The sequence below is a fragment of the Butyricicoccus sp. OF10-2 genome, from assembly GCF_003481925.1.
Taxonomy (GTDB): Bacteria; Bacillota; Clostridia; order Oscillospirales; family Butyricicoccaceae; genus Agathobaculum; species Agathobaculum butyriciproducens.
Genome location: NZ_QUMC01000011.1, coordinates 70,795 through 92,420, shown reverse-complemented (window position 1 = coordinate 92,420; position 21,626 = coordinate 70,795). Strand labels below are relative to the sequence as shown.

16 protein-coding genes and 1 pseudogene are annotated in these 21,626 nt (G+C 53.9%); 9 read left to right on the top strand and 8 right to left on the bottom strand.

Annotated features, from left to right (window positions below; all coding sequences use genetic code 11):
• The first annotated feature begins 750 nt into the window (after positions 1–750).
• Positions 751–4,827: an S-layer homology domain-containing protein gene (locus DXB00_RS07755; protein WP_118730435.1), complete on the top strand. Its 4,077-nt coding sequence runs from the start codon at positions 751–753 to the stop codon at positions 4,825–4,827.
• A 43-nt stretch (positions 4,828–4,870) separates the two neighbouring features.
• On the opposite strand, the gene DXB00_RS07750 is transcribed toward DXB00_RS07755, so the two are convergent.
• The 5 genes from DXB00_RS07750 to DXB00_RS07730 form a co-directional block, all read right to left on the bottom strand.
• Positions 4,871–5,320: a low molecular weight protein-tyrosine-phosphatase gene (locus tag DXB00_RS07750; RefSeq protein ID WP_119214723.1), complete on the bottom strand. Its 450-nt coding sequence runs from the start codon at positions 5,318–5,320 to the stop codon at positions 4,871–4,873.
• A 472-nt stretch (positions 5,321–5,792) separates the two neighbouring features.
• Entirely contained in the window at positions 5,793–7,151 is a 1,359-nt protein-coding gene (locus DXB00_RS07745) for an MATE family efflux transporter (protein WP_118761400.1), read from the bottom strand.
• A gap of 119 nt (positions 7,152–7,270) precedes the next feature.
• Complete coding sequence (locus tag DXB00_RS07740) at positions 7,271–8,761, bottom strand: Na+/H+ antiporter NhaC family protein (RefSeq protein ID WP_117491189.1); 1,491 nt, start codon at positions 8,759–8,761, stop codon at positions 7,271–7,273.
• Positions 8,762–8,901: 140 nt separating this feature from the next.
• Positions 8,902–10,242 carry an alanine/glycine:cation symporter family protein gene (locus DXB00_RS07735; protein WP_243107181.1) on the bottom strand — a complete coding sequence of 447 codons (1,341 nt, stop codon included), beginning with the start codon at positions 10,240–10,242 and terminating at the stop codon, positions 8,902–8,904.
• A 188-nt stretch (positions 10,243–10,430) separates the two neighbouring features.
• Positions 10,431–11,630 (bottom strand): nucleotide sugar dehydrogenase, encoded by a 1,200-nt coding sequence (locus DXB00_RS07730; protein ID WP_119214722.1) that lies wholly within the window; start codon positions 11,628–11,630, stop codon positions 10,431–10,433.
• A gap of 97 nt (positions 11,631–11,727) precedes the next feature.
• Between DXB00_RS07730 and epsC the strand changes: the two genes are divergently transcribed.
• The 3 genes from epsC to DXB00_RS07715 are packed head-to-tail and all read left to right on the top strand — an operon-like array spanning position 11,728 to position 13,272.
• Positions 11,728–12,504 (top strand): serine O-acetyltransferase EpsC, encoded by a 777-nt coding sequence (gene epsC / locus DXB00_RS07725; protein WP_118729267.1) that lies wholly within the window; start codon positions 11,728–11,730, stop codon positions 12,502–12,504.
• A 52-nt stretch (positions 12,505–12,556) separates the two neighbouring features.
• Positions 12,557–12,916, top strand: a complete 360-nt coding sequence (locus DXB00_RS07720) for a sulfite exporter TauE/SafE family protein (RefSeq protein ID WP_118360541.1) — start codon at positions 12,557–12,559, stop codon at positions 12,914–12,916.
• Positions 12,913–13,272, top strand: coding sequence for a sulfite exporter TauE/SafE family protein (locus DXB00_RS07715; protein ID WP_118729266.1), 360 nt, complete (start codon positions 12,913–12,915; stop codon positions 13,270–13,272). The genes DXB00_RS07720 and DXB00_RS07715 overlap by 4 nt, the downstream gene beginning before the upstream one ends.
• 252 nt (positions 13,273–13,524) lie before the next feature.
• Here the strand turns inward: DXB00_RS07715 and rnhA are convergent, their stop codons facing one another.
• Entirely contained in the window at positions 13,525–13,962 is a 438-nt protein-coding gene (gene rnhA / locus DXB00_RS07710) for a ribonuclease HI (protein ID WP_110435770.1), read from the bottom strand.
• Positions 13,963–14,214: 252 nt separating this feature from the next.
• Positions 14,215–15,614 (bottom strand): annotated as a pseudogene (locus DXB00_RS07705) (sodium-dependent transporter).
• Positions 15,615–15,883: 269 nt separating this feature from the next.
• On the opposite strand from DXB00_RS07705, the gene proC reads away from it, so the two are divergent.
• From proC to DXB00_RS07685, 5 genes are all read left to right on the top strand, one after another.
• A complete protein-coding gene (proC, locus tag DXB00_RS07700; protein ID WP_118729264.1) occupies positions 15,884–16,690 on the top strand; it encodes a pyrroline-5-carboxylate reductase in 807 nt (268 codons plus the stop codon).
• A gap of 139 nt (positions 16,691–16,829) precedes the next feature.
• Positions 16,830–17,147 (top strand): hypothetical protein, encoded by a 318-nt coding sequence (locus tag DXB00_RS07695; RefSeq protein WP_117750626.1) that lies wholly within the window; start codon positions 16,830–16,832, stop codon positions 17,145–17,147.
• Positions 17,148–17,225: 78 nt separating this feature from the next.
• Entirely contained in the window at positions 17,226–17,450 is a 225-nt protein-coding gene (locus DXB00_RS17945) for a hypothetical protein (RefSeq protein WP_330427922.1), read from the top strand.
• Complete coding sequence (locus tag DXB00_RS07690; protein ID WP_330427921.1) at positions 17,450–18,097, top strand: radical SAM protein; 648 nt, start codon at positions 17,450–17,452, stop codon at positions 18,095–18,097. Before DXB00_RS17945 ends, DXB00_RS07690 begins: the two co-directional genes overlap by 1 nt.
• Positions 18,098–18,315: 218 nt before the next feature.
• Entirely contained in the window at positions 18,316–18,915 is a 600-nt protein-coding gene (locus DXB00_RS07685; protein ID WP_118360546.1) for a zinc dependent phospholipase C family protein, read from the top strand.
• A gap of 91 nt (positions 18,916–19,006) precedes the next feature.
• Here the strand turns inward: DXB00_RS07685 and gyrA are convergent, their stop codons facing one another.
• Entirely contained in the window at positions 19,007–21,589 is a 2,583-nt protein-coding gene (gyrA, locus tag DXB00_RS07680) for a DNA gyrase subunit A (RefSeq protein ID WP_118729262.1), read from the bottom strand.
• Positions 21,590–21,626: the final 37 nt, after the last annotated feature.

Here is a 21,626-nt window from a genome sequence, read left to right as displayed (position 1 = left end):
GTAAAAAACTCTCGAAATTTCAGGTTCGCACTACAACCTTCGTTCTTTTGAACAAAAGTTTAAGCACATCGTTGTTTAATTTACAAGGTACAATCTGCTGTTTTCAAAGGGTTTTCACAACTTTTCGTTGTTCTTAACTGCTCATCAATAGCTTATTTAGTATACCGCAGTATACGCCTAATGTCAACACTTTTCTTCAACTTTTTCAAAAAATATTTTACAGGAAATTTGTACACTCTATACATACCTATATAAATATGTCTCCCCTGTACAAATGCCCTGAAAATAAAACATCACCTGCCGCTGTACGCCGACAAGCACGGAAAATAATGCAGCGCACCATCTTCCCTATGATATTTCAATATTCAGTTGTAATCTTTATCGCATATTGTTAACTTCTATACCGTATTTTTATCATTTCCACAGAAATTATGTGCTGCTTTGTGCCTTTTCCGCTGTAAACAATATGTATCGCACATACAAAAAATTTTTCCTTTATCAAAAATCACATCCAGAGTTAGTTTCTCCTAACTCATTGCAGGATTTTGTGTACTTTTTGTGTTGTTTATATGATACGGCCGTTCTTTCCTGTAAATATCAGGATTTGACACCACAAAATCTTTATGATATTTTATTACCTACTTATGAGTTAGTGTATGATAACTCATTGTGATCACGCTCCTTTCCTATGGAAAGGAAATTTTTTACCGGTATGGTTAGCCCAGTCTAACAACAAGGAGGAAAATATACTTGAACAAAAAACGTACCCTTGCGATGCTTTTGGCCGGAGCTATGCTCCTGCCAGCGAATGCATTCGCTGCCTCGCCTGAAGATTTTACCGATTTCCCAACCGACTGGTCCGCAGCCGGCCTGCGCAGCGCTGTACAGAACGGCCTGCTGAACGGCTCAAACGGCCAGATTAACAGCTCCGGCCTGCTGATCCGTGCCCAGATGGCTGCTATCGTCAACCGTGCCTTTGCCGCTCGCAAAACAGCTGACCTGTCGGTTTACAGCGATGCAAACACTTCTGCATGGTATTACAACGATCTCAAACTGGCCGTTGCCATGCGCACATTTCAGGGTGCAAACGGCAAACTGAATCCCGAAGCGCCGATCACCCGTGAAGAGGCTTTTGTTGTCCTCGCGCGTGCATTTGCACTTGAAAGCGGCGATACGTCCGTTCTGAACAATTACACCGATGGTGCTTCTGTCTCTGCATGGGCACGGAGCAGTGTAGCTGCATTGATTGAAAACGGCTATGTCAACGGTGCAAATGGTAAGCTGAACCCGAAAAACAGCATCACCCGTGCAGAATTCGCCAAGGTCATCAGTGAGATGGCCAGCACCTACGCCGATGCAGACGATTCTCTGTCTGCCACGGTGGACGGCAGCGTTATTGTGCGTGAAAACGGCGTTTCCCTGTCCGGCAAGACCATCAACGGCGACCTCATCATTGCAGACGGCATCAGCAGAATCGACCTGACGGGTGTTACTGTCACCGGCCGCATTGTACTGCGCGGCGGCGAAAGCGGTGTAACCTTTAAGGACACCAAGGCCGGCAAGGGCATTATCGCCAATACCGACATTGCGGTTTCCGGCTCGGTTGACAGCATCACCGTTGTTGCCGACGGTGCAAAGATCACCGGCTCGGGCAAGGTCGGCGCGGTGCAGGCGAACGCCGATAACGTCACCGTTTCTACCTCCGGCACCAAGGTTACTGCCGCAAACGGCGTTTCCGGCGTCAAGGCAGGCAATAAATCGGTTGCCGCAGGCAAAACCGAGACGGTCGGCGCGGCAGCTTCCGGTGGTGGTTCCTCTTCCAGCGGCAGTTCGTCCTCCGGCGGCGGCTCCTCTTCCGGCGGCTCTTCCTCTGGTGGTTCGGTTGCACAGCAGAGTCTGGTCGTACCCGAGCAGACCAAGCTCATCGACATGAACACCGTTCAGCTCGGCGCACTGGGTCAGTTCGTTGTTATCCGCTTTGAGGACGGCAACACGCTGGATAACTGCACGCTGACCGTTGACGGCACCGAAATCAACGCCGGCTGCTCCAAGGTTTCCACCGACGGCAGCATTGTCAAGTGGCAGTCCACCGTACTCGACCCGAGCACGCTGACCGTTACCAATAAGACCACCGGCAAGACCCAGACCGTCAGCCTCGGCGGCAAGAACACGGTAAAGCCGACCGTTTCCGGTGTACCAGTCGATTACTACTTCCTTGCAAACGGTCCGGTTTACGTCTGGGATTATCACCAGACCAACAAGGACGCCGCCGGTAAGGTACGCTATAATCCGACCCACACAACCATTGACCTGAAAACTGCCTCCAATTCGGTACGTTTCTACTCTCCGGACGCCGTTCTAAGCGAATCCGACGATAATCTCTATCATGTTTCCGGCGAGGTACAGCTTATGTTCAACTATGCCAACGGCACCGACGCGGAAAAGGCGTTTGTGGACGGCATTACGAGCGTTGTACTCGTGCAGGACGATGAAAGTAACAGCGTGCTCAATAGCAATTTGAAGTGGAGCCTCAACAAGGCGCTGCCGCACGGTGTTGACGGCGCTACCGTTGCGTGCATCACTGTCCCACTCGGTCAGTCGAACTTCTTCTCGAACGGTCGCTACAAGCTGCGCGTGGTATCGAACGGCAATGCCGAGCTGTTCCCGATCCATGTGGTAAACGAGAAAACGCCGTCTCTGGTGCTGAGCGATACCGGCGCATACAGCGGCGTGAACACGCATTTTACGGTGAAGGATATGCTGTACGGCATCACCCAGCCGATTTACCGCGTAGAACTGCAGTATGCGGGCGATTCCGAGGTACAGGTGCTCAATAAGTTTGACGACTGGTATCTCATCGGCGATACCTTCGTGCTGTATAACGATACTACCAACCATCTGACGCACAGCGGAAAGTATACGCTGACCATCTACGCGAACGGCTTCAAGTCGTTCTCCCAGACCTTCTATGCCTACGGTGCAGATAAGCAGTCGGTTTCTCCGGCGGCGCGTGCCGCAGCGGCAGGCGTAGACGCGCTTTCCGCAGCGACCAGCGGCGGCGGCGGTGCCTCCTCGGATTCCGGTTCTGAAGGCGGCAGCAACACCATGAACGCAAATCTGGTATTCAGCGCCGACCTGCTGACCAACGCGAAGATCGTGGAAAAGCTGGGTCTGGACAACGCCAATGCAGCCGCTATCTCCGAGCGCTGGGACAATATGCTCCATGACGCGGTTTATTATGAAGGCGCAGATAAGGTTTACACCAGCGCAGGCTTCTTCGATGCCGCAAACACCGCGCGCACCGAGGACAAGCTGCTCACCTTTGCGGAGTATGTCACCTCTGAGAACGCAGAAACCACACGCAACCGTCCGTATGCGGTAAAGAAGGTGCTGGAGGATAATCTGCTCGGCGAAACGACTTCGTTCAGCGAGGCTTCCTCTTCCGCAGCTCCTGACCTGACTCTGGTCAAGGAAGTGACCGAGGACGGTCAGACAAGCTACCAGTCCATCAACGAAGTAAATGAGGGCGAGGACGCAGTTCTGCTCGTTTCCGGCAGCAAGGCAGCGGCATATCTGGAAAAACTGAAAGAGAATGCCGACAGCCAGCTTTACCTCAACACCACCTCGGCGCTGAGCAAGGATGCATACTCCATCGACACCGAGAAGAACACCATCACCATTCCGGCAAACCAGCTCAAGCTGGGCGATAACGCGCTGACGCTGCAGGTCGATACCTTCCAGAAGGTGCGCCTGACGCTGACCGTTGCAAAGCAGCTAGAGAAAAACCTTTCTCTGTCGGTTGCCGAGACTACCGAATCGGGCAAGCCGGTCGTCGTATTCACGGTAGATGGCTCGAACGGTGATTTCCTCAAGAATCTGGCATCTGTTAAGCTGGATGACAAAACGGACATCGGTACTTACGGATATTACGGTTACGGTTCCGAAATGGCTTATTATGTAATCGGCAAGGATAACAAAACCATCTCTCTGTATAACGTACCGTCCGGTGAGCATACGGTTGCTATTTCGGCAAAGTACTATGGTGAGCCGCTGACGGCAAAGTTTACGGTTAATGCAAAACCTGCGGAAGCTGCAAAATCCGCACCGACGGTTTCCGGCGCTAAAAAGAAAACCGATACCAGTTATACGGGAACGTATTCCTACTATCGTCTCAGCTTCACCGGTCTGAATGCATCTGACCTCACAACATATCTGGCTAAAGTAAATCAGGTCAAGGTGAACGATACTGTTTTGACCCGCGGCTATTCCAGCAGCAGCCTTGCGGACAACAACTTCCGTCCGGCTGCAACCAATACCACTTATAGTACGTCTGCATACGATGTTCTCGATCTGCCCGTTAGCCTGTTTGCCAATGCCGGTGACTATAAAATCAAACTCACCGCAGATGGCTATACTGATGTAGAGTATACGCTGACGGTTGGTGATTCGAGTAGTTCCGGTGATTCGAGTAATTCCGGTTCCAGCGGCTCTACGGTAACAGCGCCGACTAAGCTGCCGACGATCAGCAAAGGAAGCAATATGTACTGCACGCTCACCTTCTCCGGTGCAGCAACGTGGCTGGCGCAAGATGGTTTAACGGTTACTGTTAATGATTCGGTATATCAAAAGACCGATTCTATCTATAACCTCGATGGCGGCGGTGCTTATTATGTAGAAGATGATCGTATCTCTCTCAAAATCCCATATGGGATGTTTACTTCTACAACCAGCAAACTGGTAATCTCCGATGGTACTACTAATATTAATCTCACTGTTACCATTCCTGACTACAGTTCTGGTAAACCTACCGTTTCTTTTACTGAATAATCTAACCCGCAAAAAAGGAAACCCTCTCGGGTTTCCTTTTTTCTTACCTATATTCCCTCAGCAGCGCCTGACACCCTTCCAGTAAATCCTCCCATACAACATCAAAATCGCCGGTATACCACGGGTCAGCGACCTCTTCGCCCTGTCGGTCGGTAAAATCCAGCAGCAAATGCAGCTTGCCGTCCGGATCGCCGCCGCAAATGCGCTGCATGGTGCGCAGATTCGACCGGTCCATGCCAATCAGCAGATCAAATCGGTCATAATCCGCGCGTGTCATCTGCCGCGCCGCATGATGGCCGCACGGGATTCCCTGCTCAAGCAGCTTGCGCCGCGCCGGCGGATACACCGGATTGCCGATCTCCTCACGGCTGACAGCCGCCGATTCAATCTCCCAGTCATCCGCGACGTCCTCTCGCTTTACCAGTTCCTTCATGATATATTCTGCCATCGGACTGCGGCATATGTTGCCGTGGCAAATAAAAAGTATCCTCACCCAAACACCTCCTGCTGTTTTTCTCCATCATATCACACAGAGCCGCAATCATCACGCAATTTCAAAACCCACCATTCCTGTGAACGGCATGCGCGCCTCGTTTTTTCCGTGCAAAACAGTACCCCGCCGAATGGAATTATACTCGCTTTCCATCGCGGGGTATCTCAATTATGAGGAGTTGTTCTTCATATTGCGGAAGCTGCGACCCTGCAATTCATCAGCCGGTATCGAAGCCGTTACTCGACGGTGCTGTCCGCTTCTTCCGTATTATCTGCTGTGCTTATACCATAGCAGATTTTCGATCATCCGGAACGTCTTTTTCACGAAATGCAGTTTTGCGGGAACGAAATGCAAAAAGGCCCTGCCCTAAAGCGAGAAATTGTCAGCCGTGTCGTTATGCAGATTCTTAATAAACAGGCATGAAAAAAGGTTTCCCGATGGGAAACCCTTTCATTTACAATTTTACGGCCGGTTAGAATGTAGGCAGATTCTTTTTCCATGCGCCGGACTTATAGAAGAACACCGACAGACCCGAGCCGAGGAACCAGCCAATCGGCCAGCTAAGCCAGATACCGTGCTCGTTGCCGACCACATAGAACAGTGCAATGGACAGCACCACGCGGATAATCAGGTCGGAGAACGTCGTTACCATGAACGGACGCATTGCGCCGGCGCCGCGCAGCACGCTGTCGCATACGAACTTGGTGCATACGACCAGATAAAACGGCACAACCGTGAACAGGTAGCCTCGTGCGACATCGATAACACCGGAGGCACTGCCCGCCGGAACGAACAGGCTGATGATCTTATTCGCAAACGGCAGATAGATCGCCATAAACACCACGGACAGGCCGAGCGAATACACCGCACCCCATTTGAGACCCGGACCGATGCGGTCCATCTTGCGGGCGCCGATATTCTGCGCAACGTAGCTCGACAGACCCGAAGCAAACGACATGCAGCAGGTCAGCGCAAACTGGTTGACGCGGTTTGCCGCCGAGAAGCCCGCGATGACGGTCGCACCGCACAGGTTGATGTAATACTGGATGACAACATTGCCGACCGATACGAAGCTCTGCTGTGCGATAGACGGCACGGCGTAGTTGGTCAGGCGGCGCAGCATTTCGGGCGCGAACAGCACGAAATGGTTGCCCGTATCAAACGAGCGCACACGGCGCAGCAGCAGCACAAACGCCAGAATACCGGACGCGCCCTGCGCAATAAACGTCGCCCATGCAACGCCTGCAACGCCCCAGTGCAGACCAGCAACAAATACCATATCCAGAATGACATTGCCGACCGAGGACAGCACAAGCAGGATCAGCGGCGTTCGGCTGTCGCCCATGGCATTGAAGATACCCGTACACACGTTATAGATAAACAGGAACAGCAGACCGAACACATACACGCGCAGATACAGTGAGCCGTCCGCAAAGATATTCTCCGGCGTGGACAGCGCATTCATAATGCCCGTCGTGCCGACAGCGCCGATCAGCGTCAGCAGCAGTGCTACCGCCGTGGTGGTGAGCAGTGCGGTCGAGATGGCGGTCTTCATGCGCAGATAGCGCTTTGCGCCGAACAGCTGCGAGACGAGCACACCGGTACCGATGTTGATACCGGTTGCGACCGCAACAAACAGCTGCGTGATCGGGTAGCTGGCGCCGACAGCGGCCAGCGCCAGCTCACCGGCTTCTACAGTTTCGGCAAAACGGCCTACGATGATGGAGTCAGCCATCTGGTACAGCTGTTGGAACGCAACGCTGAGCAGCAGCGGAATCGAGAACCAGAACAGCTTCTGCGACGGTTTTCCGACGGTAAGGTCAGTGGTCAAATGGGATACCTTCTTTCGGGAGTCTGCTTATCCAGTTTTGACCGGATAAAATGGGATTTATTGCAATTTTATGCTCTCCCCGAAGGGAGAGCATAATTTTTCGACTTTAATTGACGTTGTTACGCCTTTTTCTTCTGGCGTGCAGTAATAACCGCAACGGTGAGCACCAGCAGCACCACACCTACGCCAAGCGCCAGAATGTCGTTTCCGGTCACACCGCCGACAAGGAAGCCTACAAAGCTTATCGCCGCGATCATCAGCGCGTACGGCATCTGCGTGGAAACGTGATCAATGTGGTTGCACTGTGCACCCGCGGATGCGAGGATGGTCGTATCCGAAATCGGCGAAATGTGGTCGCCGCAGACCGCACCGGACAGGCAGGCTGCCACGGTCATGATCAGCATGGTGGACGGTGCATCGCCGAATACCGCAATAGCGATCGGGATCAGGATGCTGAACGTGCCCCAGGAAGTACCGGTGGCAAAAGCCAGACCGAGCGCGATGAGGAAGAATACCGCCGGCATGAACATACCGATGGTGGATTCCGCCTTCACTACAGAGGATACGAAGCCGCCGATGTTGAGGTACTCTTCACGGCAGACACCAGACAGCGTCCACGCGAGCGTCAGGATGAGGATAGCCGGAACCATCGCCTTGAAGCCCTCGGTGAATGCCTCACAGAACTGGCCAAAGGACAGCACCTTGCGCGGGATGTACAGCACAAAAGTGAACAGCAGCGTAAAGAACGAGCCGAGCACCAGCGCGGTGGAAGAATCGCAGTTTGCGAACGCCTCAACGATGTTCGCGCCTTCCAGAATGCCGCCGGTGTACAGCATACCTGCAATGCAGAGCACGATCAGTACGCTGATCGGCAGGATCAGGTCGTAAACCTTGCCCGAGCCGGCTACAACGTGAGTCTCCTCAATCAGAGAGAGATCATCATCCTTATGCGCAAGCTCGTACTTTTTCATCGGGCCGAAGTCGAAATCAGCAGCCATCAGCCAGATGAGGAACGCGAGCGTCAGCAGCGCGTACAGGTTCAACGGGATGGTCTTGAGGAACAGCGAGAAGCCGTCCAGCGTGCTCGATTCCGGCAGAGACGAGCCGACCGCCGCCGCCCACGAGGAGATCGGCGCGATGATGCAGACCGGAGCCGCCGTTGCATCGATGATGTACGCCAGCTTTGCCCGGGAAATGCTGTACTTGTCCGTCACCGGGCGCATGACCGTGCCGACGGTGAGGCAGTTGAAGTAATCGTCCACGAAAATGAACATTCCGAGGAACGAGGTCGCAAACGACGCGCCGCGCCGGCTGCGAATGGTTTTGACCGCCCACTCACCGTATGCGCGTGATGCGCCCGATTTGGTGATGAGCGATACCAGAATACCGAGCAGTACGAGGAAGATACAAATATTGATATTATCTCCCAATTTACTGCCCATGATGGTGAAAGTCGTTTCGACGGCTTTCAGCGGATGGAAGCCCGTATAGAGCAGCGCACCCGAAAGAATACCGATCATCAGCGAGGAGTAAACCTCCTTCGTGATCAGTGCAAGCGCGATCGCGATGATCGGCGGCAGCAGTGTCCAAACAGTTGCCGTAACGTCCATTCCTTATTTCCCCCTTATACACAGACAAATCGTGTCCGCAATTCCATTCTATTTTATATGGATTTAACCGGATTTACAAGTGCTAATCCTGTTTTTTCCGTCCGAAAGGATATTTTTGTGCAACTTGCAATGGTTTAACGTCATAAATCGTGTTTATAGCGACACCATTCCGCAATCACCTGCCGCCGAAGCGCCAGCACGCCCGCCAGATTAGGCAGCGCCATCAAGCCGTTGAACGTGTCGCTGAGCGCCCACACCGGCTCAAGCCGCATCATGCAGCCCGCTACCGCCGCCAGAAGAAAGGCCGCCTTGTAGACCGGAATTACCCGCTCCCCCATCAAATAGGCCGCTGCACGCTGCCCGTAATACGACCAGCCGAGCAGGGTCGAGAATGCAAACAGCGCGAGCGACACCGCAACGAAGCCCCCGCCGAACCGTCCGAATACGGTGGAGAACGCCTCTGCGGTAAGCTGTGCACCGGTTGTCAGCTGAGAAAGCAAAGGCGTGCCGGACGCGAGCGCGTAGCGGCTTACGTCGTATACCCCGCTCGTGAGAATGACGAACGCGGTGACACTGCACATCACAATCGTGTCGAAGAACACCTCAAAAACCGCCCACATCCCCTGTTCACACGGCTCTTTTGCGTCTGCGGCAGCATGCACCATGACGGACGAGCCCAACCCGGCCTCATTCGAGAACACGCCGCGCGACACACCCGCCCGGACGGCCTGCGTCATGCCGTAGCCGAGCACGCCGCCCGTGCCTGCCCTTGTATCGAACGCCATCGAACAAATCTGCGCGAATGCCTGCGGCAGATTCGCTCGATGCACCCACAGCACAACGACCGCGCCGCCCATGTAGAACAGCGCCATGAACGGCACGAGTGTTTCCGTCACGCGGGACAGCCGTTTGAGGCCGCCGAGAAGCACCGCGCCGAGCAAAACCGCTGTCACCGCGCTGACGATCCCGCTCGGTATGCCGAACGAGCCGGAAAGTCCCTGCGCGATTGAATTGCACTGGCTCATGTTGCCGATACCGAACGATGCCAGCACACAGAACAGCGCAAAGGCTCCCGCCAATAGCGGACTGTGCAGACCGTTTTTCAGATACAGCATGGCTCCGCCGCGCCAACTGCCGTCGCTCCCCTTTTCACGGTAGAGCATCCCGAGCGTGTTCTCCGCAAAAGCCGTCATCATGCCGACAAAGGCGCTCACCCACAGCCAGAGCACCGCGCCCGGACCGCCGAGCGTCAGCGCGGTTGCCACGCCCGCAATGTTGCCCGTACCGACCGTTGCGGCAAGCGCAGTGCACATGGCCGCAAACGGCGAAACGCCGCCGCTTGTCCGTCTTGCGGCACCGGTAAAGCAGGAAAACAGCGTTTTCTGCAACCAGAGCGCGCAGTACCGCACCTGAAAAACGCCGGTCACCGCTGTGAAGTACAATCCGGTGCCAAGCAGCAGAATCAGCATGGGCGCGCCCATATCAGGCCGCGCAGCCGCTCATTTACTTGTAAGATATCGTCCATCGGCATCCCACCTCTCCCCTGTTCCGCATTATATGAACCGGATTTCAGCGGCAGAACGCCCATAATTACACATTTCTAACGACTAATTCCTACTTCAAATAGCAGAAAGCCGCCCGGACAGGCGGCTTTCTGCTATTTGTGAAATTATTCCATCATACCAACGCAGTCGAAGTACGGCTTCTCTGCAATCTTGTCCTTATTCTCCTTGAACAGCGTGTGACCGAGTGTGATGACCAGATAATCTGCCTTGAGAACCTCCTCGAACGATACGTTCGGGATGTTCTGCACCTCAGTGTCCTTGGCGAACGGCTCACACGCGATAACCTTTACGCCCTTTTCCTGCAGGATGTGGCACAGCTCGATAGACGGCGACTCACGCAGGTCGTCAACGTCCGGCTTATAGGACAGGCCGAGCACGCCGACCGTGTCGGTTACCTTCTTCATCTTTGCTACAACCTTGTCAGCGACGAAGTGCGGCTTGTTCTCGTTGCGCTCGCGTGCCGCAAGGATAACCTTTGCCTCCGCCGGGAACTGCTCGTAGATAAACCACGGATCAACTGCGATGCAGTGGCCGCCAACGCCGACACCCGGGGTCAGGATGTTAACGCGCGGATGGCAGTTTGCCAGCTTGATCAGCTCAAAAACGTCAATGCCCATCTTGTCGCAGATGACGGACAGCTCGTTTGCGTAAGCGATGTTGACATCGCGGAAGGTGTTCTCGGTCAGCTTGCACATTTCGGCGGTCAGGTCGTCGGTCTTGTGAACAACACCCTTCTCAAGCACCTTCTCGTAGATGGATGCCGCCATTTCAGCAGCCTCCGGCGTGCGGGCGCCGACGATGCGGTCATTGTTCTTCAGCTCGTACATCATGTTGCCCGGGATAACGCGCTCCGGACAATGTGCAACGTGAATCTCATTCATCGGGATGCCGGATTCCTCGCTCAGTACGCGTGCGAGCATCTCGGAGGTGTGCGGCGGCACGGTGGACTCCAGAATGACCAGATTGGACGGCTCGAGCATCTTGCCTGCCATGCGGCCTGCAGACTCTACAAAGCGCAAATCAGCCTTGTGGCTGCCGTTCTCGTCCTTAAAAAACGGCGTCGGAACCGAAATATAGAATACATCGGACTTGCCAAGCTCTTCGGAAAAATGCAGATGACCGTGTGCAACAGCCTTTTCAAAGGCTTCCTGCAGACCCGGCTCTACAATATGGATATGACCGCCCTGCAGGGTTTCGATGGTATTTTTGTTTACGTCAAAGCCGCAGACCTCAAAACCGGCCTCAGCCAGCGTGATCGCCGTCGGCAGGCCGATATACCCCAGTCCCATGACAGTAATTTTCATAATTTTCGTACCTCGTTCAGCATAATCTTCTTACATTATACCACTTTTTTCACGGAATTCAACGTAGTGTTTGAATTTTCACCGAAAAGAGTCTATAATGATACTATCGTTCGTTTATGCAAGTATCATAAACGACTGTCGGAACCTTTTATCTTCCGATTGCATATACTGCTTTATACCCCTAAAGTTTGGAAGGGATACTATGATTTTTAAGGGATTGCTCGAGGATGCACGCTCGATCCGGGACCGTGACCCGGCAGCACGCACCACATTGGAAGTTGTTTTGCTCTATCAGGGCTTTCATGCCCTGTTTTACCACCGTCAGGCGCATTGGCTGTACAAACACAAGCATTTCTTTCTTGCGCGTGCACTGTCGCAGTTTGCACGGCATATGACCGGTATTGAGATCCACCCGGGCGCCAAGATCGGCAAACGCCTGTTTATTGACCACGGCATGGGCATCGTTATCGGTGAAACCGCCGAGATTGGTGATGACTGCACGATTTACCACGGTGTAACGCTCGGCGGTACCGGTCACGACACCGGCAAGCGTCATCCGACCATTGGCAACAACGTGCTCATTTCGACCGGCGCGAAGGTTCTCGGACCGTTCAAGGTGGGTGACAACAGCCGTATCGGCGCGAATGCTGTCGTACTGCAGGAGGTTCCGCCGGATTCCACGGTTGTCGGCATCAAAGCGCGCGTCGTCAAGATTGCCGGTCAGCGTGTCGGTCCGTCTCCGGCATATGCACTCGACCAGGTCAACCTGCCGGACCCGCTTGCACAGGAGCTGTGCCGTCTGCAGAACCGTGTTTACGCCAACGAGCAGAAGCTCAAAAAGGAAGAGGAACGCGAGCGCGAAGCCGACAAATAATACACATAAAAGCAAGCCCTTCGGTGCAAACTGTCACCGGAGGGTTTCTTTTATGAAAATTTCAGTAAAATATGCGGTCACCGGTGCACTTTCCGGTGCAGCAAACGGATTTTTCGGGGCGGGCGGCGGGTTATTTCTCGTACCGCTGCTGATTTCCTGGTGCGGCATGGAGCAGAAGCGCGCATTTGCAACCTCAGTCGCGGTAATTTTCCCGCTGTGCGCGGTCTCAGCGGTGATTTACTGGCTAAAGGGCGGTCTGCCGATTGGGCAGGCGGTGCCGTATCTGCTCGGCGGCGCGGCAGGCGGCGTGCTGGCCGGAAAGCTATTCGGCAGGGTAAAGGCGGACTGGCTGCGCCGTGCATTCGGCGTGTTGATTCTCTATGGCGGCATCCGTGCCGTCCTGCTGCTGTGAGCGCGGTACTTGCGGTCGCAATCGGTCTGCTGACCGGTATTTTAAGCGGCTTCGGCATTGGCGGCGGATCACTTTTGCTGCTGTATCTGACACTTTTTAAAGGGACAGGGCAGTATCAGGCGGGCGGCATCAACCTGCTGTATTTTCTCTCGTGTGCGCCTGCAGCGCTGATTTCGCACCGCAAAAACGGACTCATCGAAAGGGAAGCGGTCAAATGCTGCGTACCGGCAGGCGTGGTGACGTCCGTGCTTGCGGCGCTGCTTGCCGCAAGAGTGGACACCGATCTGCTGCGGCGTGCTTTCGGCGTGGTTTTACTCTATATCGGCGTAAAAGAGACCTTTTTACGCAAAAAATAACACCTTCTTCACAAAATATGAAGAAGGTGTTCAGTTTGTCTAAAGAGTGGATATTCCTGTCGCTCCATCCAATTCGCGCTGTAGCGCGCGTAAAATAGAATTTGCTTCGCAAATTCGTAAAAACCGGGAGCATGTATCTCGGTTTTTACACTTCTGGAGGGAGAAAGTTTCTGTATAGGAACTTTCGGACGACTTTGGAACGGCCCACGGTCCGTTCCTGCTTGTCGGCGAAACTGTAGTTTCGCGACAGCCTTACTTATACTTCTGATACTCGCCGACGGCAAGCTCGTCACAGCGGTTGTTATATGGATTATCCGCATGCCCCTTGACCCAATGGAACCGCACCTCGTGTTTATCCAGCAGATCGAGCAGACGACCCCAGAGTTCCGGATTTTTTGCAGGTTTCTTATCGCTTTTAACCCAGCCGCGCGCACGCCATCCCTTGGCCCAGCCCTTGGTAATGCCGTCAACAACATACTTGCTGTCCGAATACAGATCGACCGAGCACGGCTCCTTGAGGGTCTCGAGGGCGGTAATTACACCGAGCAGCTCCATGCGGTTGTTCGTGGTGGACGGCTCGGAGCCGGAAAGCTCCTTTTCCGCCTTGCCGTACTGCAGGATCGCACCCCAGCCGCCGGGACCCGGATTGCCCGAGCACGCGCCATCCGTGTAAATGGTTACAGTTTTCATTGGTTTTCTCCTGTGAGAGTGTTAGGCAATACCGCATAATTGAACAAGAGCGATTTGCGATCAAATTTTGCGTACTGATGAGGCGCGAATTTGCAGCAATACTTGCCGTATTGCAAGAAATCTCGGCAGCGCGGACGGAACTCGCGCAAGGAACCGAAGCCAAAATCAGGGCGCAAAATTTCCGCAAAGCGCCGCGGCAGCGCGACCGGAGCCTGCGCAAGGAGCCGCGGCTTTAATTGTGCGGTGTTGCCTTTAGATAGTGAAAAGGTGGAATACCTTGGTTGCCAACTCGGAAGCGAGGATCGCTGCCAGCATCACCGGAGCCACCCAGCGCACCATAACGCGGTGCAGCTTCTCGCGGTGGAACGAACCAGCGCCTTCCTTTACCTCGTCTGCGATGACCTTAGCGCCGACTACATGACCAATCAGGATGCAGGTGAGCAGCGCCACGATCGGCATGAGCACGGAGTTGGAGATAAAGTCAAAGAAATCGAGGAACTGCATGCCAATAACGGTGATCGTTGCCCACGGACCATAGCCAAGACAGGACAGCATGCCAATGAGCAGGCAGCTTACCGTAATAACGATGGTAGCCGTCTTGCGCTTCATGTGTGCCTTGTCCATCAGCACGGAAACCAGTGTTCCATCAGCGAAATGGAGGAGGTCAGCGCCGCAAACAGCACGAGCAGGAAGAATACTGCGCCGATAATGGTGCCAAACTTCATGGAGTCGAATACCATCGGCAGAGTGATGAACATCAGACCCGGACCGCTGTTTACCTGAGACGGATCGCCGCCGTTGAACGCGATAACCGCCGGAATGATCATCAGACCGGCCACAAACGCGAACAGCGTGTCGAAAATCTCAATTTGGGTGACAGAGTGCTCAAGCAGATTTTCCTTCTGCATATAGGAGCCGTAGGTGATCATAATACCCATTGCCAGCGACATCGAGTAGAACATCTGTCCCATCGCGCCAAGCACGGTAGATACCGAAAACTGCGAGAAATCGGGCAGAATATAATATTTCAGGCCCTGCAGTGCACCCGGAATGGTCAGTGAGTAGATTGCGATAACGATCGCCAGAATGGCGAGAATCGGCATCATGATACGGCTCGCCTTCTCGATACCCTTCTCAACACCGAAGATAACGACAATGGTGGTCGCCAGCACGAACAGGATGAACCACGGGGTCGGTCCATTTAAGCTGAAAATCGTCGAGGACAGCGAACCCGCATCGTAGCCAATGAAACTGCTGAAAAATCCGCCGTTGTCGGCCGCCTCCAGTGCGTTGCCGCTGATAAAGGTGAACAGGTATTTCATAACCCATCCGCCGATAACACAGTAATACGGCGTGATGATGAACGGCACGAACGCCGCCAGCCAGCCGAGGAATCCGAACCGCTTATCAAGCGCCTTGTACGCACCGATACAAGACAGACGGGTCTTTCGTCCGATGGCAATCTCGGTAATCATCAGCGAAAAGCCGAACGTCAGCGCGAGAATGAGATACACCAGCAGGAAAATACCGCCGCCGTACCGTGCCGCCAGATAGGGGAATCGCCAAAGGTTGCCCAGACCTACCGCCGAGCCTGCCGCCGCCAGCACGAAACCAATTCGGCTGGAGAAGCTGCTTCTCTTTTTTTGTTCCATGTTTTGTGTTTTACTCCCTTACATACAATATCTTTTAGCCTGTCCGAAATGACAGCCATAATGAAATAAAAGTATTTTTATTGTACCATATCCGAAAGTTTTTCACAAGCTGTTTGCAGGAAAAGTCCATTGTGCTATAATATCTTTTATCAGATATGATTGTTTTATCTGCCATAATTTGAAAGAAACGGCAGCATTCCTTTCGCAGAGCGGGCTGCTCTCTATCTTTAAGCATATATGAAAATAAACCATAAACGAGGTGTATTGACATGAAAAAATACAAATTCGGTGTTCTCGGTGCCGGCAACATGGGTACCGCTATCGCAGAAGGCGCAGTGCGCGCAGGCCGTCTCACGCCTGAGCAGGTTCTGATGTTCAACCGCAGCGAGGAAAAACGCGCCGCTCATGCAGCCAAGGGCTACGCCGTCACAGGTGACTATACCGAGGTCTACGCAGAAAGCGAGATCGTGCTGCTGGCCGTTAAGCCGCAGAATTTTGACGAAATCCTGCCGAATCTGGCGAAATTTGAAGGAGAAAAGCCGCTTGTCGTATCCATTGCCGCAGGCGTGACCTTCGCCAAGCTGGAGGGTGCGCTCGGCGCGGACACCGCAATGATCCGCGTGATGCCGAACACGCCGCTTATGCTCGGCGAGGGCGCAACCCAGCTGGTTAAGAATGCGGCCGCAACCGACAAGCAGCTGTCCGAACTCTGTGAACTGTTCAACACCATGGGCGTTACCGTCACGTTTGAGCAGGAGAACATGCTCAACGAGGTCATTCCGTATGCCGGTTCGGCTCCGGCGTACCTGTATGCCTACGCGGACGCGTTCGTGCAGAGCGCGAAGCAGCACGGTATCAACGAGGACGACGCGCTGACGCTCATCTGTCAGACCATGATCGGCTCGGCCAAAATGCTGCTGCGCCGCGATAAGACGCCGGCAGAGCTGATCCGCGCGGTGTGCTCGCCCGGCGGCACCACCATTGAGGGCATGAAGGTGCTTGAGGACCGCGATCTGTACGGAATCGTGTCGGAAGCCTGCGATAAATGCATTAAGCGCGCCTATGAGCTCGGCTAAATGTGCCGTTAGCATTGACTTTGCTCCGTCCGTATGGTAAAGTATAGGCAAAGCACTTAATCGGCATTTACGCTGTATTTTGTTTAATTGATTTTTATTATGACAATAGTTCCGCATCATTTGAGAGGGAGTGGATACCGTGAAAAATTCTACCAAGGTGAAAGCAGGTCTGCTGCTGACCAGCCTTGCCTGTGCAGCCGGTGCTACCGCAGCGCTTGTCATGCTTCAGAAAAAGCGTGAAGAGGAAGTTTACCACGAGGCTGAACTGAAGGCCATGGATGAGTTGGAGGAAATGATGCGTGCCGAGTCCGACTGTGCCTCCTGCGCATGCGCAGAGGAGTGTGCGGATACTTCGGTATATCAGGACGCATTTGACGATGCGCCCAAGGCAGCTGAACCGGCGGCTGAGGAGCCGCAGGCTGAGGCCGAGGAAGAGCCGGAAGCCGAAGAGGACTAACCCAATGTTACCAGCAAACGGACGGAATACTCCGTCCGTTTTGTTTATCCAAATAGCTAAAATAAGGAGTTTTTACCCATGATTGAATACGAAGGCAGAGTTTTTCGTCCGCCCTCTGAGGCATACAGCCTAATTGTGCAGGTCACCATCGGCTGCAGCCACAACAAGTGCACCTTCTGCGATATGTACAAGGAAAAGCGTTTCCGCGTACGCAAGCTGGAGGAGGTCAAGGCAGATTTTGACGAGGCACGCCGCATGTACCGCCGTGTCGGCCGTATTTTCTGGCAGACGGTGATGCGCTGATGTGCCGTCCCGAGCACATGGCAGAAATCCTGCGCTACATCAAGAAGGTATTTCCGGAGTGTGAGCGCGTTACCAGCTATGGCTCTCCAGCGTCCATTCTGTGCAAAAAGCAGGAAGATTTGAACATGCTGCACGATTTAGGTCTGGAGATGATCTATCTGGGTCTGGAATCCGGCTCGGATGAGGTACTGCGCCGCATCAACAAGGGCGAAACCGCCGATGAGATCGTTCGTGCGGGTTTGATGGTCAAGGAAGCCGGCATGAAGCTGTCCGTTACCTGCATTGCGGGTCTCGGCTCGCTGGAGCTGAGCGAGGAGCACGCCATCAAGACCGCAGGAGCACTCTCCCGCATGAAGCCAGAGTACATCGGCCTGCTGACCCTGCTGTTTGAGCTGCCGACACCGCTCATGCGCGACTGGCAGGAGGGCCGTTTCTACCTGATGAACCCGATTGAAATCGCGCACGAAACCCTCATCCTGCTCGAGCATATCGACTCCGAGGGCAGTGTTTTCCGTGCAAATCACGCGTCTAACTACGTTAATCTGGCGGGCACGCTCAATCAGGACAGGGAAGCCATGTGTGCACGTCTGCGCAAGGCACTTGAGGGCAAAATCAAATTCAAGAGCGAGCAATACCGGGCAAGATAACCAATTTAATGCAACTTAAATTGTGATAATCCGCAAAATTGTTAACATTCTGTGTTGTTTGCGTTACAATTTTCAAAAAAGCGAGACAATGTGCAAAAAGTGTGCTATACTAGCTTTAATCGTGAAAAGCGGAGAGGATGCTTTTCGGGTGTTAAGAAATTGTTAATTTAATATTTACTGTTAGCATTAACATATGTTCCGTCTTGGAGGACTGATAAATGGATTCCGTATCCCACATTCGCGTTGCAAATCTGCTGATGGATTACGTTGAGCAGACCTGCGGCGTGACCTTTGATCAGAGCGGCTTTATTTACGGCAATCTGAAACCGGATCTGACCGGTACTTACCTCACCAAACGCCATAACCCGTCCATTATGATGGATGAGGTGATGGAAAAAATCCGCACTTTTACGCACAAGTATACCATCGGGCGTACCAACGGACGCGAGCTGTCGGTCGATCTCGGCGAAATCTGCCACTACATGACCGACTTTTTCACCTACCCGCACAACGACGATATCTACGAGCACAATCTGCTCGCACATTATGTTTATGAAAAGCGCGTTGCACTGGTAATTCGCCGCCGTATGACCGAAGATAAGTTTGAGAAATGGGCAAGTCCCATCATTCCGCCCACGACCGTGGACACACTCGTGAACCGCATTTCCACGATGCACGAGGCTTACCGCACTTCGACTAAGCCGCATGGCATCAACGACGATCTGCAGCATATCTGCATCGCTACCGCTACCGTGGTGCTGTCTATCATCAGCATCGTTTACGAGCAGGTCGAGGATACTGCAGTCGCTACCGCGTAAAACTGTATAAGTCAAAAAACCGCCTTTACAGGCGGTTTTTCTGTTTTTCAGGTACAAAAAGACGAGTTCAAACGGACTCGTCTTTTGCTGTTTATTCTTCAGCTGCTTCGGTGGACTCTGCGTTTTCAGCGGATTCAGAGGTTTCTTCCTCGGCTTCTGCCGGGTCTTCCTCCTCCTTGTCCGTGCGGGCAATCGAGATAACCTTCACGTCCTCACCGGTGCGCATTACGATAACGCCCTGCGAGCCGCGGCCGCATTCGCGGATCTCCTCAACGCCGGTACGGATGATAACGCCGTCATCGGTGATGATCATAACGTCGTTTTCGCTGTCTACAACCGCGATGCCTGCCACCAGACCGGTCTTTTCGGTCAGGTTATGCAGCATCATGCCGCCGCCGCCGCGATGATGCACGGTGAACTCCTCGACCGGGGTGCGCTTGCCGTAGCCGTTCTCGGTAATGGAGAGCACATATGCGTCCTTGCGGGCACGCGCCGCGCCGATAACGTAATCGCCCTCAGCCAGCTTGATGCCGCGCACGCCGGTAGCCACACGGCCCATTGCACGAACCTCGTTCTCGTCAAAGCAGATGGCCTTGCCCTCGTGGGTGGCAATTAGGATGTTCTGCTCGCCGTCGGTCAGGCGAACGTCAACCAGTGCGTCATCCTCGTTGAGGTTGAGCGCACGCAGACCCGCGCGGCGGATGTTCTGCAGGTCGCTCAGCACGATACGCTTTGCAATACCCTGACGGGTGACGAAGAACAGGAACTTATCATCTGCAAACTCCTGAATCGGGAACATTGCGGTGATTTTTTCACCGCTTTCCAGCTCCAGCAGGTTTACAATGTTCATACCCTTTGCCGAGCGTCCGGTCTCCGGAATCTGGTAGCCCTTCAGCTTGTAAACCTTGCCGCGATCCGAGAAGAACAGGATGGTGTCATGCGTGGACGCGGTGAAGATATCCTTTGCGAAGTCCTCCTCACGGGTGCTCATTGCGGAAACACCGCGGCCGCCGCGGCGCTGTGCGCGGTAAACCGAGGTCGGCTGGCGCTTGATATAGCCGAAGTGGGTGAGGGTATAGGCGCAGTCCTGCTGCTCTATGAGATCCTCAATGTCAATCTCATCTGCTACATTTTCGATGCGGGTATGTCGCTCATCGCCGTACTTCTGCTTGATTTCCTGCAGCTCCTGCTTGACAACAGCAAGAATATTCGCATCGCACGACAGAATTTCCTCAAAGCCCGCAATGCGGCTCTCGAGATCCTTATACTCGTCGTTGATCTTCTCCTGCTCCAGACCGGACAGGCGGCCCAGACGCATATCTACGATGGCCTGCGCCTGCGGCTCGTCGAGGTGGAACTCGAAGTGCTCCGAGCCGTCCACGATGCCGAGCAACGCAATCTGATCAATCCAGAACGGCTCTGCCATCAGGTTTTCCTTGGCTTCAGCTTCGTTTCTGGAAGCGCGGATGATGGCAATAATACGGTCGATATTGTCGGTTGCGACCTTGAGACCTTCCAGAATGTGTGCACGGTCGCGCGCCTTCTTGAGATCAAAACGCGTGCGGCGCTCGACAACGTCCTTCTGGAAACCGATATACTGATCGAGAATCTGGCGCAGCGTCAGCACACGCGGCTGCAGCTTGCCGCCCGCACCCGGCACGAGCGCGATGTGAATCATCGAAATGGTATCCTCAAGCTGAGAGTAGGTGAACAGCTGATTGAGGATGACCTGCGCGTTCGCGTCACGGCGGATATCGACCACAATCTGCATGCCTTCACGCGAGGAATGGTCCTGGATATTCGTGATACCCTCCACGCGCTTATCCTTGACGAGATTTGCCATGGACTCGACCAGACGCGCCTTGTTGACCATGTACGGAATCTCGGTGATGATAATCTGGCTCTTGCCGTTCGGCAGATCAACAATTTCGGTCTTTGCGCGAACCTTGATCTTGCCACGGCCGGTTGCATAAGCCGCACGGATGCCGCTGCGGCCCATGATAACGCCGCCGGTCGGGAAGTCCGGGCCCTTGATAAACTGACAGATCTCGTCCATCTCGGCTTCCGGATGGTCGATGACATAGCAGGTGCCGTCGATGACCTCGGAAAGATTATGCGGCGGGATGTTGGTCGCCATGCCGACCGCGATACCGGACGAGCCGTTCACCAGCAGGTTGGGGAAGCGGGAGGGCAGTACGACCGGCTCCTGGCGCTCCTCATCGAAATTCGGCTGGAAATCGACCGTGTTTTTCTTGATATCCGCCAGCATGTAGTTTGCCAGCTTGGCCATGCGGGCCTCGGTGTAACGGTAAGCTGCCGGAGGGTCGCCGTCCACGGAACCGAAGTTGCCGTGACCGTCGATCAGCGGATAGTGCAGCGAGAACGGCTGCGCCATACGCACCATCGCGTCATAAACCGATGCGTCACCGTGCGGATGGTAGCGGCCGAGCACATTACCGACGGTCGTTGCCGACTTGCGGTAGGGCTTATCCGAGGTCAGGCCGTCCTCGTACATGGCGTACAGGATGCGGCGGTGTACCGGCTTGAGGCCGTCGCGCACATCCGGCAGCGCGCGGCCGACAATAACACTCATTGCATAGTCGATATAACTTTTCTTCATCTCGCGTTCGAGATCGACCTGCATGATTTTCTGCTGTTCGTATTCTTGACTCATATTTTAATTTTGCCTCCAAAAGTGTTGGCTTTCAGCC